Origin of the sequence: Actinospica sp. (assembly GCF_035552695.1) — a bacterium.
Classification (GTDB): Bacteria; Actinomycetota; Actinomycetes; order Streptomycetales; family Catenulisporaceae; genus Actinospica.
The window spans coordinates 16,866-29,688 of the sequence record NZ_DASZKT010000069.1 but is presented as its reverse complement, the minus strand read 5'-3'; the positions used below and the strand labels follow the sequence as shown (position 1 = coordinate 29,688).

The 12,823-nt window shown below is 68.8% G+C and carries 10 protein-coding genes; 6 read left to right on the top strand and 4 right to left on the bottom strand.

The window, feature by feature from the left end; genetic code table 11:
• The first annotated feature begins 248 nt into the window (after positions 1 to 248).
• Entirely contained in the window at positions 249 to 896 is a 648-nt protein-coding gene (locus tag VG296_RS09635; protein ID WP_325565278.1) for a hypothetical protein, read from the top strand.
• Here the strand turns inward: VG296_RS09635 and uppS are convergent.
• Positions 832 to 2,691, bottom strand: coding sequence for a polyprenyl diphosphate synthase (gene uppS / locus VG296_RS09630; protein ID WP_325565277.1), 1,860 nt, complete (start codon positions 2,689 to 2,691; stop codon positions 832 to 834). The genes VG296_RS09635 and uppS overlap by 65 nt on opposite strands.
• Before the next feature lie 37 nt (positions 2,692 to 2,728).
• Between uppS and VG296_RS09625 the strand changes: the two genes are divergently transcribed.
• Both VG296_RS09625 and VG296_RS09620 read left to right on the top strand, forming a co-directional pair.
• Positions 2,729 to 4,501 carry a carbohydrate binding domain-containing protein gene (locus VG296_RS09625; RefSeq protein ID WP_325565276.1) on the top strand — a complete coding sequence of 591 codons (1,773 nt, stop codon included), beginning with the start codon at positions 2,729 to 2,731 and terminating at the stop codon, positions 4,499 to 4,501.
• A 426-nt stretch (positions 4,502 to 4,927) separates the two neighbouring features.
• Positions 4,928 to 5,305, top strand: coding sequence for a beta/gamma crystallin domain-containing protein (locus tag VG296_RS09620; protein ID WP_325565275.1), 378 nt, complete (start codon positions 4,928 to 4,930; stop codon positions 5,303 to 5,305).
• Between the two features lie 132 nt (positions 5,306 to 5,437).
• On the opposite strand, the gene VG296_RS09615 is transcribed toward VG296_RS09620, so the two are convergent.
• The 3 genes from VG296_RS09615 to VG296_RS09605 form a co-directional block, all read right to left on the bottom strand.
• The gene (locus VG296_RS09615; protein WP_325565274.1) at positions 5,438 to 6,439 is read right to left on the bottom strand and encodes an alpha/beta hydrolase; all 1,002 of its coding nucleotides are present in this window, start codon (positions 6,437 to 6,439) and stop codon (positions 5,438 to 5,440) included.
• A gap of 610 nt (positions 6,440 to 7,049) precedes the next feature.
• Positions 7,050 to 7,874, bottom strand: a complete 825-nt coding sequence (locus VG296_RS09610) for an SAM-dependent methyltransferase (RefSeq protein ID WP_325565273.1) — start codon at positions 7,872 to 7,874, stop codon at positions 7,050 to 7,052.
• A gap of 308 nt (positions 7,875 to 8,182) precedes the next feature.
• Positions 8,183 to 8,425 carry a hypothetical protein gene (locus VG296_RS09605; protein WP_325565271.1) on the bottom strand — a complete coding sequence of 81 codons (243 nt, stop codon included), beginning with the start codon at positions 8,423 to 8,425 and terminating at the stop codon, positions 8,183 to 8,185.
• 268 nt (positions 8,426 to 8,693) lie between these two features.
• On the opposite strand from VG296_RS09605, the gene VG296_RS09600 reads away from it, so the two are divergent.
• From VG296_RS09600 to VG296_RS09590, 3 genes are all read left to right on the top strand, one after another.
• Positions 8,694 to 10,592: a glycosyl hydrolase family protein gene (locus tag VG296_RS09600; protein ID WP_325565269.1), complete on the top strand. Its 1,899-nt coding sequence runs from the start codon at positions 8,694 to 8,696 to the stop codon at positions 10,590 to 10,592.
• Between the two features lie 222 nt (positions 10,593 to 10,814).
• Entirely contained in the window at positions 10,815 to 12,206 is a 1,392-nt protein-coding gene (locus VG296_RS09595; RefSeq protein ID WP_325565267.1) for an MFS transporter, read from the top strand.
• Positions 12,207 to 12,236: 30 nt separating this feature from the next.
• Positions 12,237 to 12,818 (top strand): TetR/AcrR family transcriptional regulator, encoded by a 582-nt coding sequence (locus VG296_RS09590; RefSeq protein WP_325565265.1) that lies wholly within the window; start codon positions 12,237 to 12,239, stop codon positions 12,816 to 12,818.
• Positions 12,819 to 12,823 lie beyond the last annotated feature (5 nt).

Here is a 12,823-nt window from a genome sequence, read left to right as displayed (position 1 = left end):
GGGGCGGCAAAACCCCCCCCACCACATATCGTCGTGCGCGACGACGCCGAGATTCCGTGGTCTCAGGGACCCGGCGTGGCCCCCGGGAAGTCCGCCAGCGGTTTCCCTCCCCAGGTCTTGCCGGGAGCGTACTGCCTCACCCAGTCGGGCGATACTCCCGCCGGGTCGACGATCAACGCACGTCATCGTGCTGGAAGATCGATCCCGGGACTGTTCGCCACGGACTGAATAAGAACGGATATGCATACATGAACACGACGCGACGAAGTGCTCTGGGTGCGGCCCTCGCGGCGCCCCTGCTGACCAGGTTCACCGGTACCGCGTCCGCCGACGCCGCGCCGGGCAAGCTCGGTTCGATCTCGGACGGCTGGGTCGAGGTCCGCTGGACGCAGGAGGCCCAGACCCAGCTGGAGAAGTTCGGCGCGGTCGTCGAGGCGGTGGCGCCTGCGCGCCTGGTGACCGACGCCAGCGGGCCCGGCGTGCGCTTCCCGGTCCGATCCGGGGCCGGCGACCCGTCGCTGACCGAGCTGCCGAAGGCCCAGGGCGACGGCGCTCTCGAAGGCGGGATCGTGGTCCGCACGGCGAACGGCAGCGTAACGCTGACCGAGCTGAGCAGCGACCTGCGCAGCGAGCTGGCCGCCGGGAAGTGCCTGGTGAACGGCGTCAGCGCCGGGCACGATGCGGCCGTCCGCTGCGGGCTGGCCGAAGGCGTGCTGACGACGGAGAGCGTGCCGCCCGGAAAGCCGATGAAGGTCCGGCTCGCCGACGTGCCGCTGCGACCCACCGGCGAAGCACTGGATGTCTACACCGCCGTGCTCGGCGCCCCGCCGATCACCGCTGACACGGTACTTGCGCATCTGACCGCGGAGGGCGTGTACCACCCGCCGACGGCGTGACCGGATCTCCACCGAAGCTGCGCCGGCGCTGCGCGTACGTGGCGACGGCGCCGCGCAGCTTGACCAGGCCGAACTCCGGCCAGGGCGCGGGATCGAAGATCAGCTCCGCGTAAGAGAGCTGCCACGGCAGGAAGTTGCTGATCCGCTGCTCGCCGGAGGTGCGGATCAGCAGGTCGACGTCCGGAAGTTCGGGCACGTAGAGATGCCGGGCGAGGTCGGCGGGGCCGATCTCCTCCGGGCGGATCTTCCCCGCGACCGCCTCGGCCGCCAACGCCCGTGCGGCGGCGGCCAGCTCGTCCCGCCCGCCGTAGTCGAGACACAAGGTCAGCGTCAGCGCCGTGTTGTTCGATGTCATACTCTCCACCAGCGCCAGCGGGGCGACGAGCGACTCATCGAGACGATCTCGGCGTCCGCACCAGCGCACCCGTACGTCGCGCTCATGCAGCCACTCGGCACACCGGGCCATGGCGCCGGCCATCGTCTCGAACAAGGCGGCCAGCTCATCGGGGGAGCGGTTCCAGTTCTCCGTGGAGAACGCGTACACGGTCAGATGCCGCACACCCAGCCGCAGTGCGGCGTGCACCGTGCGCGCCACGGCCCACTCCCCGGCACGATGCCCGCGCGCGGTCGGCAAACCGCGTTGCGCGGCCCACCGCCGATTGCCATCCATGATCACCGCCACGTGGTCGGGAACCGGGCCCACGTCCAGCAGCCTCGGGACCCCCTCACGGGCAGTGGTGGACGTCAGCGGCGCGACCCCTTTGATCAGCGCCCGAGAACGCAGGAGTTCGACCTCGTCGAACTGCACCTGCGCGCCGAGGATCACGGTCTGCAGAAACGGCTGGTAGTCGCTCGCCACGAGCTCGACCGCCGGAACCGCCCGCTCCAAGAGCTCACGACCATGCGAGAGCTGAATCCCCACCAGCTCGTCCAGCGCCGCACGCCGCTCATCCCGCTGCAAGTCCTCAACTCCCAACCCCAGCCGACGTAGATCGCCCCGCGGCAGATAACACCGTCCAGCCCTGAGATCAATAGGAAGATCCTCAAGTACATCCACAAACTGAAAAACCTCACCGACGGCCGACAGTTCCGCCGCCTGCTCCCTGCCCAACCCCAGCAGCGGCCCCCAAAGCTCCGCGATCACCCCGCTGATCCCGCGCAGATACCGCCGCAGGTCCGCGAACGTCTCGAACTCCGGAGCCGACGCGCAGTCAGCCCGCATGCCGTCGAGGAACTCCTCGAACGCCGCACGGTCCAGGTCCCACCTCCGCGCCGTATCGACCAAGGCCCGCCGCAGCGGATGGTCGCTGAGTCGGCTGGCTCTGCTGGCTCCGCTGGCTCCGGTGACTACGCCGCGTCCGCCGCGTTCGTCACCCCCGTCACCGTCACTGCCGTCGCCGTCACCTCCGGCGCGTTCGTCACCCTCGCCGCCTCCGCCGCGTCCCCCGCCCCCGCCGCGCAGATCCGCCATCGTCTCGGCAGTCCACCGCGCCAGACGTCGCTCGCGCTCCGCAGGCTCGCCCTCGTCCGCGATCCGATCGCTCCGCGACGCGAAGGCATGCAGCGCGTGCATATGGGGCCTGACCTCGGCAGGCAGCACCTCAACCGCGGCCCACACCGCCGGAAGGAACTGCCGCACCTCGGCCGCACACGCCTCGTACGACGCGTGCAGCTCGACTGAACCAGTGAACGTCTCGCTCTTCACGAAGCCACTAACGACGAAAGCTGAGTAAGGTTTCTTGACAACTCGATGGTCTAGTCCAATCATTTGCCTCACACCGGCCGGTGTCAGCACCCCTCCTTCTGTCCCACCATCCGCTCGGGAGAGGCCCATGCTCCGACCACGCCGCAAAGCCCTGGCGACAGCCTGCTCAGCATTCCTCCTGGCCGCCGCCTCGGCCGGCCTGACCGTGCTCACGGCCGGCGGCGCCTCGGCCGCGACCGTGAACACGCCGCTGCCCGCGCACGTATTCGCCCCGTACTGGGAGGCCTACAGCGGGGACGACCCGCTCGCCGAGTCCCAGGCGTCCGGCGACAAGTACCTGACGGCCGCGTTCCTGCAGACCGCCTCGGCCGGCTCCTGCACCGCCTACTGGAACGGCTCCAGCAGCCAGCCGATCGCCGCCTCGACCTGGGGCAGCGACTTCGCGACCATGCAGGCCAACGGCGGCAACATCATCCCGAGCTTCGGCGGCTACGCGGCCGACCACGACGGGACCGACATCGCCGACAGCTGCACCAACGTCAACTCGATCGCCGCCGCGTACGAGAGCGTGATCACCACCTACAACGTCTCCCGGATCGACCTCGACATCGAGGACAACTCGCTGACCAACACGGCCGGCTACACCCGCCGCAACCAGGCGGTGGCCCAGGTCGAGTCGTGGGCCGCGGCCAACAACCGCTCGATTCAGTTCTCGTACACGATGCCCACGACGAACACCGGCCTCACCTCGGGCGAGGTCAGCATCCTGCAGAACGCGAAGTCCGCGGGCGCCACGGTCAGCGTTGTGAATATCATGACGTTCGACTACTACATCGGCACGACGCAGGAGATGGCCACCGACACCGAGTCGGCCGGCCAGGGCCTCTACAGCCAGCTGCAGTCGCTCTACCCGAGCGACACGTCCGCCCAGCTGTGGGGCATGATCGGCATCACCGAGATGGTCGGCATCGACGACTACGGCGCCGCCGAGACCTTCACCGAGGCCGACGCGTCCACCGTGCTCACCTGGGCCGAGTCGAAGGGCATCAGCACCCTGTCGTTCTGGGCGCTGGAGCGGGACAACGGCGGCTGTCCGGGCACCGGCGGCTCCGACTCGTGCTCCGGGATATCCCAGTCCACGTGGTACTTCAGCAACAAGTTCGCCCCCTTCACCAGCGGCTCGACCACTCCGACCAACAGCTTCTCGGTCTCCGCGTCCCCGAGCTCGGCATCCGTCGCGGCGGGTTCGAGCACGACGGCGACGGTGAGCACGAAGGTGACGTCGGGCTCGGCACAATCGGTGGCGCTGAGCGCGAGCGGAGCCCCGTCGGGCGTAACAGTGTCCTTCAACCCCAGCTCGGTCACCGCCGGCAACTCGTCCACAGTGACCTTCGCGACCAGCTCATCCACCGCGAGCGGCACCTATCCGATCACGATCACCGGCACCGGACCGTCGGCCTCCGCGACGACGACCTACACGCTGACCGTCACCGGTGGAACCACCGGCGGTGGCGGCTCGCTCGCCAACGGCAACTTCGAGACCGGCAGCCTCAGCCCTTGGACCTGCCAGTCCGGCGACGCCGTCCAGACCACGACCGTGCACTCCGGCAAGTACGCCCTCCAAGAGTCCCCGACCGGCAGCGCCACCGGCGAATGCGACCAGGCGGTCACGCTGCAGCCGAACACGTCCTACACCCTCAGCGGCTACGTCGAAGGCAACTACGCCTTCATAGGCGTCTCCGGCGGCGCGACCACCGACACCTGGAGCTCCTCGAGCTCGTGGAACAAGCTCTCCCTGACCTTCACCACCGGCTCCTCCGGCGCCGTGACGGTCTACATCCACGGCTGGTACTCCCAGGGCACCATCTACGCCGACGACTTCACCCTCACCGCAGGCTGAGCTAAGTCGTGCGCAAGTGCGGGCCGATCCGATGATCGGCCCGCACGGGCCCGCTCCTCCGGTCGGCTCCTGACGCAGTAGCAGATGTGAAGCCGAGCCTGCTGCCTCGTGCCGCTCTATCCGGTGCCCGTGGGTGGGCTGGGGGCCCGCGCCCCGCCCACCCTGCGCCTGGCACCGAGCGCAATCCCGTAACGTCGGCGCCCTCATACACGAGCAGTCTGACCATACGTGCCGAGTGGAGTGGTTGAACGGGCAGAGTCTGCGCGAAGGATTCGCAGGGATCGGTGTATCGGGGCTATTGTCTGAATAACGTCAAACTCCTGTCGGCAGAATACGATCGGCGGCCTTCTTTCCGCCGGGCGCGAGTAACGCCGGAAACTTGGCTGCCGCCGTAATTCTGCCGGAAACCCGGAGAGGGTATATCTCATGGCCATTCGCATCAAGGCACTACTTGGATTGACCGCGGCGGTCATGTCCACGTCCGCGCTTCTCCCCATGTCGGCACAGGCGGCTACGGCGTCTCCCGCGATCAGCATCGTGAACTGCGGCGTTGATCCCATTTCCGCCGGTTACACCATCCTCGTTCCCGTCGTCGGCTCTGGCCTATCCGACACATGCTTCGCCAATGCCGGCACGTCTTACGTCAGCCTTGACAGAGTTTATGAATTCTACACTGGAAATAACGTGGTTCAGGTTATCTACTTGGACGCTAGGGGCAATACCGAAGAGACTCCCGTAATTCAGAGAGATCAGTACTACGTCTTTCCCCAGCCGGTCTACGTGGTGGAAGTTACAATCTTCTAGCGTCCGCGCCGGTAATCAGTCGTCAGTACAGTCCTCCACCGACACGCGGCCGACCACCGCTTCGTGGCAATGCTGGAAGTCAGCAGAGAGTCACCGCCGCCGCCGACTACTGCCGCCGGGCGGGACGGGGGGTCAGTCGGTGGCCAGGAGGCGGTCTAGCCAGTCGTGGCGGGCGGCGATGGCGGACTTGCTGATGCGGGCCTGGGGGACTTCGCGGTCGAAGGCGTGGATTCCGCCGGGCCACACGTGTAGTTCGGCTCTGCCGCCGGACTGCCAGATTCGGGCGGCGTAGGCGAGGACCTCGTCGCGCAGGCACTCGGCGGAGCCGACGTCGAGGAAGGCGGGCGGCAGGCTGGTCAGGTCGGTGGCGCGGGCGGGCGCGGCGTATTGCGGTACGTCCGCTCCGCCCTGGGCGTCGCCGAGTAGGGAGCTCCAGCCAAAACCGTTGAAGCTGCGGTTCCAGAAATCGACGCCGTCCATCTGCATGGCCGAGGCGCTGTCGTTGCGGTCGTCGAGCATGGGGCACACCAGCAGTTGGCCGAGCAGGCGCGGGCCGCCCTTGTCGCGCACGGTCAGGGCGAGCGCGGCGCTAAGGCCGCCGCCGGCGCTGATTCCCGTGATAACGATGCGCTCCGGGTCGATGCCGAGTTCGTCCGCGTGCTCGGCGGCCCACAGCAGGCCGGTGTAGGCGTCGTTGATCTGGGCGGGGTAGGGGTGCTCGGGGGCGAGTCGGTAGCCGATCGAGATCAGCGTGGCCCCGAACTGCTCGGCGGTCTCGAGCAGCTGGTCGAGACCGGTGCGGTGATCGTTGCAGAAGTAGCCGCCGCCGTGCATGTAGTAGAGGAGCGGCCGCGATGCGGGCGCGTCGGCGGGCGTGCAGATCAGCAGCGGGATCTCGGGGTCCCCGTCCAGGCCGGGCACGGACGGCTGGGAGACGGTGAAGCGCCCGCCACGGCTGAGGTCACCGAGCGCCGCGACCTCAGCTTCGACCTCCGCGCGGATCCCCGGCAGCAGCTCGAGGCTCATCGGCGCCAAGTCCGGCTCCTCGGCCATGTAGGCGTCGTAAGCGACGTGGAGTTCGGCATCGAGCGGAACGGGCGCGGCAGGCAGGGCCTTCCCAGTTTCAAGATTCACCCACGCACGCTAGCGCTCCCGTTTTCTCTGTGCCAACCGATTTTCGGGTGCGTGAACTGGTTCGGAGTCGCGTCCGAGCCGCGTCCGAGTCGCTCGATACCGCGGCGATCCACGTGCGCGCCAGCATCTTCCGCCGGATCGGATACTGAACGGGTTGTCGTAGCACGTCGTAGCATGCTTCTGACACTCTTCTGTTGAACGGATGGGCTCCAGTCATGAACACGTACGTGACTCGGCGGGCGACGCTGACCGCCGCAGCCTCAGCGCTGGTGGGCGGGGCGTTCGCGGGCTGCTCCTCCACGACGTAAGCCGCCGGCGGCAGCGGTATCGGCGGCACGAGCGGCACCGTGACACACCGGCTGACCGTCGCCTCGGACTGAATGGACCCGACGTTGGCCCCCAGGTAAGAGATTACTGTCGATGAGTTGATAGCTGGGAACTATAAGCCGCACCGCCAGGGCATCGTGGTCATCCACCCGACCGCCGGGTAACCACCTCAAGGACCCGAATCGCGGCGCCATCCCGATCGCCAACGTGGTGGGGATCTACGACTTGACGGCCTACCTAGTCCCAGGCGGGATGAACCAGACGTGATCCCGGGCCAAGCCGTCTATCGCTTGCGACCCACGGCGGCGTAGAGGGAGTAGCGGGCGACGTCGCCGTTCAGGGGGTCTGGCGGGGCTTGGGGGTCCGGGCGCCAGAGGATGGCGTCGGTGAGGCCGGGGTCGAGGAGGTCGTAGCCGTCGAAGAGGTCGAGTACCGCGGCGCGAGATCGCGAGGTGACGGGGTGGCTGGAGCGGGCGTAGACGTCGCGGGCGTCCTTGGCTTCCTTGGGCTTGTAGTCGGCGGTGCCGTGGGTGATCGCCAGGTAGGAGCCGGGGACGGTGGCCTCGCGGTACGCGGCGAGGGAGGCCTTCGGGTCGTCGTCGTCCGATACGAAGTGCAGCACGGAGAACAGCAGCACGGCGACGGGGCGGCTGAAGTCGAGCACGCGGGTGACTTCCGGATTGCCCAGGACAGCGGCGGGGTCGCGCAGATCCTCGCGCACGAACACGGCCTCGGGGACATCGGCGAGCAGGGCCTGGCCGTGCGCGTAGGCCACCGCGTCGCCGTCCACGTATACGGTGCGCGCCGCCGGGTTGGCCTCGCGCACCACGTCGTGGACGTTGCTCACGGTCGGTATCCCGGATCCGAGGTCGAGGAACTGGTCGATGCCGAGCTCGCACAGTGCCGCCAAGGCCCGGTGCAGGAACGCCCGGTTCGCCTGGCACAGCTCGCGGCTGTCCGGGAACGCCCGGATGACCTCGTCGCCGAGCGCGCGGTCGGCCGGGAAGTTGTGCGAGCCGCCGAGGAAGTAGTCGTACATCCTCGCCGCGGACGGGGTCTCGATGTCGATGGCATCCGGCGCCCACACCGGGCGATAGCGGTTCGACACGCGGCTCCTCGCTGCTCATGCTCGATCTCTGCTTCCGCGGGAGGATCAGTTCCCGTCGTTGAGAGCCAGCGTATCCGGTGCGCGGGCGAGAAGATCCAGCGGGCGGCGGGAAGCCGTTGAGCGCAGCCGTTGAGGAGAGGCGTTGAGCGACGCCGTCGAGCGAAGCCGTTGAGCAGAGACGCTGAGCAGAGGAGAGGAGTTGAGCGAACCCGCTGAGCGAACCCGTCGAGCGCAGCCGTTGAGCAGAGGCGTTGAGCGAGGCCGTTGAGCAAGGCCGTTGAGCGATTCCGTCGAGCGAAGCCGTCGCGCTACGCCACGGCCCAGTGCGCCATGACGACGACGTGGCCGCACGGGGCGAACGCCACCCATCGTCGGCCGTCGGCGGACGTGCCCCGCGCGGAGAAGCGGCCCTTGGGCGGCCGCTCGCAGCCGGGGCACAGGACCTGGTCGTTGCTCTCGCCGTCCCAGGCCGTCTCCAGGTCGACCTCGTCGACCTCCACGAATTCCGGCTTCGGATCTTCCTCGAACGGATCCCGCTCGTCACTCGGCATGGTCGGCTCCTCGTCGCGGGCATTGCGTTCCTCCCAGTCTGTGCCCCCGGCCGACGGCGGGCGATCCTCGAGGCCCCCATCCGGGCGAGGGAGCCGCGCGAGCGGACCGAACGAGCGAACCGGACGAGCGGACCGAATCCCCGGCGGTTTCGGAACCAGAATGTCCGCGATGTGAATTGACGGCGCTCTGCGGCGGACCTACTGTCTCGATGCGAAGAAGGAAACTTTCCTTACATCCTGGGCATTCCCACGAAAGGCCCACGCACCCATGTCTCGATACTCCCTTTTCCGCCGTCGCGCCGCACGGATGCTCACCGCGGCGGGCTCGGTCGGCGTGCTTGCGGCGGGCACGCTGTACGGCGCGGCCGCGTCCCCTGCCGCCGCGGCGACGTCGGTCATCGCGATCAGCCCGACCGCTGTCGGCACCTCGCTGACTTCCGCTTCCGAGGGCCTGTCCTTCGAGGCCTACGATTTGACGCTGCCGGGCTTCGCCTCGGGCGACCTGGCCACCTACCTCGACACGATCAGCCCCTCGTCCGTCATGCGGGTCGGCGGCAACACCGTGGACGAGACCTTCTGGACCTCCACGGGCGAGACCGCGCCGTCCTGGTCGATGGGCACCATCACGCCCGCGGACCTGACCGCGTTGGCGAGCCTGGCCAAGGCCGGCGGCTGGAAGGTGATCCTCGGCGTCAATCTGAAGCAGTACGATCCGGCGCGCGCCGCGGACGAGGCGAAGTACGCGAAGCAGGACCTTGGTTCCTCGCTCGAGGCCGTCGAGATCGGCAACGAACCCGACCTGTACTCGACGTACAAGAGCAACCCGTCGCAGTACCCTGTGGATTTCGCGGCGTACGTCGCGGCGATCCGGCAGGCGGTGCCGGGCGTGCCGATCGAGGGCACTGATGCCGCCGGGGCCCCGAACGGCAGTTTCCAGCAGGCCTTCGTCGCCGCGCAGAAGAAGCTGTCGAGCCCCGCCGTCAGCGAGCTGACTAATCACTACTATCCGCTGACCGCCTCGACCTGCGGCGGAAGTCCGACGATCGCGCAGCTGCTCGGCACGACGGTGCGCAACAACGAGCAGACCGTGGCGCAGGAGTCCGCGGCGGCCGCCGCGCAACTCGGCGTGCCCGGCGTGATCGACGAGGGTAACTCCGTGGTCTGCGAAGGCCAGGCCGGCGTGAGTAACGTCTACGCGTCCGCGCTCTGGGAGATCGACGACCAGCTGGTCACGGCCCGTGCGGGCGTCGCAGGGGACTACATGCACGGCACGGTCGAGCAGTGCGGCAGCCCCAAACCGCTGTACATGTACTACACGCCGATGTGCGCCCCCACGGCCACGGACGCGACCGAAGGCCTGCTCGCGGCGCAGCCCGAGTACTACGGTCTGGCCGCCGTGCGCGACGCCGGGACCGGCCAGTTCCTGAACCTGAGCAACCCGGTGTGGGCGGACGTGCGCGCCTACGCGATCGAGCACTCCGACGGAACGATGACCGTCGTGCTGGACAACGTCGACGACCCCTCGACCACGGGGGCGACGACCGTGCAGCTCGACCTCGGCGCGTCCTACGGCTGGGCGAACCAGGTGAACCTCGCCGCGAGCGGACTGACCGCGACCAGCGGCATCACCCTCGGCGGGCAGGCCGTGCAGTCCAACGGCACGCTCGCGGCTCCGGTTCCCACGGGATTCGACGTCGGCGGCAGCGCGGTGACCGTGACCGTACCGGCCGGCAGCGCGCAGATCCTCACCTTCAGCGGCTCCGGCACCGAGAACACGACGCTGGTCGGCGGCCCGTCGGGCAAGTGCCTCAGCGTGACCGGCGGCTCGACGACCGCCGGTGCGACGGCCGACATCTTCACTTGCGACGGCAGCACGAGCGAGAGCTGGACCCTGCGATCCAACGGCACGGTCGTGGGCGGCGCGTCGGGGGACTGCCTTCAGGGGGCTGATTCCGCGACCGGCGGCCTGCGTGCCGGAGTGCAGATCGAACCCTGCAACGGTGCGAGCGACCAGCAGTGGACCGTCACCCCCGGCGGCACGCTCGTCGGAGTCGCCTCCGGCCTGTGCCTGAGCGTCACGGGTGCCGGAACCTCCGACGGCGTGACCGCCGACACGTACACGTGCAACGGAAGCGGTTCGGAGAGTTGGAGCCAGCGCGCGGCGTGATCCGGTGGCGTCGGTCAGGCAGCGTCGTCTAACGGCGTGAACCCGGGACCGATCCGGGCCGCATGAACAGCGCGGCGCATGCCCGCGGGCGGCTGGTGATCGTGAGCCGGCCGCCCGCGGGCGTTCTCTCGGCGTTCCTCCCGACTTGACTAGACAGACCTGTCTGTTTAATCTCGGGGCAGAGGTAGACAGACCTGTCTCCGAACCACCGAGGAGCCGATCATGACCGACACAGCCGCTGTGCCCAGGCCGGGCTCCGCCCGCGCGTATCGCGGACACCCCTGGGTGGACGGCCAGGTGCGTCCCCTCCCGCTCGCGGCCACCGTCGCAACCCGCACGGCCACGAACACGGCCACCAACGCAGCCGCCCCGGTCGGCGCGGTCGAATCCGCCCAGCTCAACAGGGCCACCGGGGCGTCTCGGATGTCCCGGATGCCGCGCCTGTCCGGCCAGCCCGCCATCGTGCTGCTCGCCTCGCTGGTCGTCACGCTGCTCGCCTCGTCCAGCGCGCCCACCCCGCTCTACGCTATCTACCAGGGGCGTTGGGGCTTCAGTTCGATCACCACAACCGTCGTCTTCGGCGTTTACGCGCTGGCCGTGCTGGTTTCGCTGCTGACGCTCGGCAAGCTCTCCGACCACCTCGGCCGCCGACCGATCCTGCTCGCCGCGCTCGCGGCGCAAGCCGTGTCCCTGGTCGTGTTCGCGACGGCGGACGGCGTGCCCGCGCTGCTGACCGCGCGAGTGATCCAGGGCTTGTCCACCGGAGCGGCGCTCGGCGCGATAGGCGCCGGCATGCTCGACGTCGACCGAGAGCGCGGCACGTTCGCCAACGCCGTCTCACCCGGCATGGGTACCGGCAGCGGCGCGCTCATCTCAGCCGTCCTCGTGCGCTACCTGCCCGCACCCACCCACCTGATCTACCTGGTGCTGCTCGGCGTTCTCGCACTTCAGGCGCTCGGGGTCGTGTTCATGCGCGAGACCGTCACTCCCAAGCCCGGCGCGCTGGCCACGCTCGTCCCCGAGATCCACCTCCCGCGCGAGCTCCGCGGATCCGTATTGGTCGCCGCGCCCGTACTCTTCGCGGTCTGGGCACTGGCGGGCCTCTACGGCGCGCTCGGCCCGGCGCTGGTGCACACGCTGACGGGATCCTCCGAGGTCATCCTCGGCGCGCTGAGCCTGACCGCGCTGGCGGGCCCGGCCGTCGTCGCGGTCGTCGCACTGCGCCACGCGGCGGCCCGGACCGTGATGCGCACCGGAATCCTCGCCCTCATCACCGGCGTGGCGATCACGCTCCTCGCCCTCGACATCCGCTCCATCTCACTGTTCTTCGTCGGCACGGTCATCAGCGGAGTCGGCTTCGGCAGCGGCTTCCAGGGCGGCATCCGAACCGTGGTCCCGCGGGCGGCGCCGCACGAGCGGTCGGGCGTGCTATCCCTGCTCTACGTCGTCTCGTACCTCGGCATGGGACTTCCCGCCGTGATCGCCGGATTCCTGGTCGTGCACGGTGGCGGCCTGGTCACGACGGCGTACGAGTACGGGGCGGCCGTGATCGTGCTCGCGACCCCGGCTCTGTTCGAACTGCTGCGCCCCACCCGGCCTGCGGCGATACAATAGACAGGCCAGTCTGTTCAGGAGGTGTTTCCGATGACGGTACGGAGCGAGACCAGGAGCTCGGCTCGCGAGCGCCTGCTGGCGGCTGCCGATGAGCTCTTCTACGAGGAGGGCGTGCGCACCGTTGGCATCGACCGCGTGATCGAGCACGCGGGCGTGGCCAAGGCGTCGCTCTACAACACCTTCGGCAGCAAGGAGGCGCTGATCCGCGCCTACCTCGACCAGCGCGGCAGGCGGATCACCGATCGCGTCACCAGCCACGTCGCGCGCCACGACACGCCGCGCGAGCGACTGCTCGCGGTGTTCGACGCGCAGCGCGAGCTCGCCGCCGAACAGGGCTTCCGCGGCTGCGCGTTCGCCAGGGCCAATGCCGAGGCCCACGCCGGTGACCAGGTCGAGCAGGCCTCGGACCAATATCGCGGCTGGCTCCGCGCGCTGCTCGTTGAACTCGCCGAGCAGGCCGGCGCACCCGACCCGGTCACCCTCGGCCGACAGTTGCAGCTGCTGTACGACGGAGGCAGTCTGTCGGCCCGCATGGACCGCGACCCTTCCGCGTACGAGTTCTCACGCGCGGCGGCCGAGACGCTGCTGGCCGCCGCGCTTGCAGACAACTGATAACT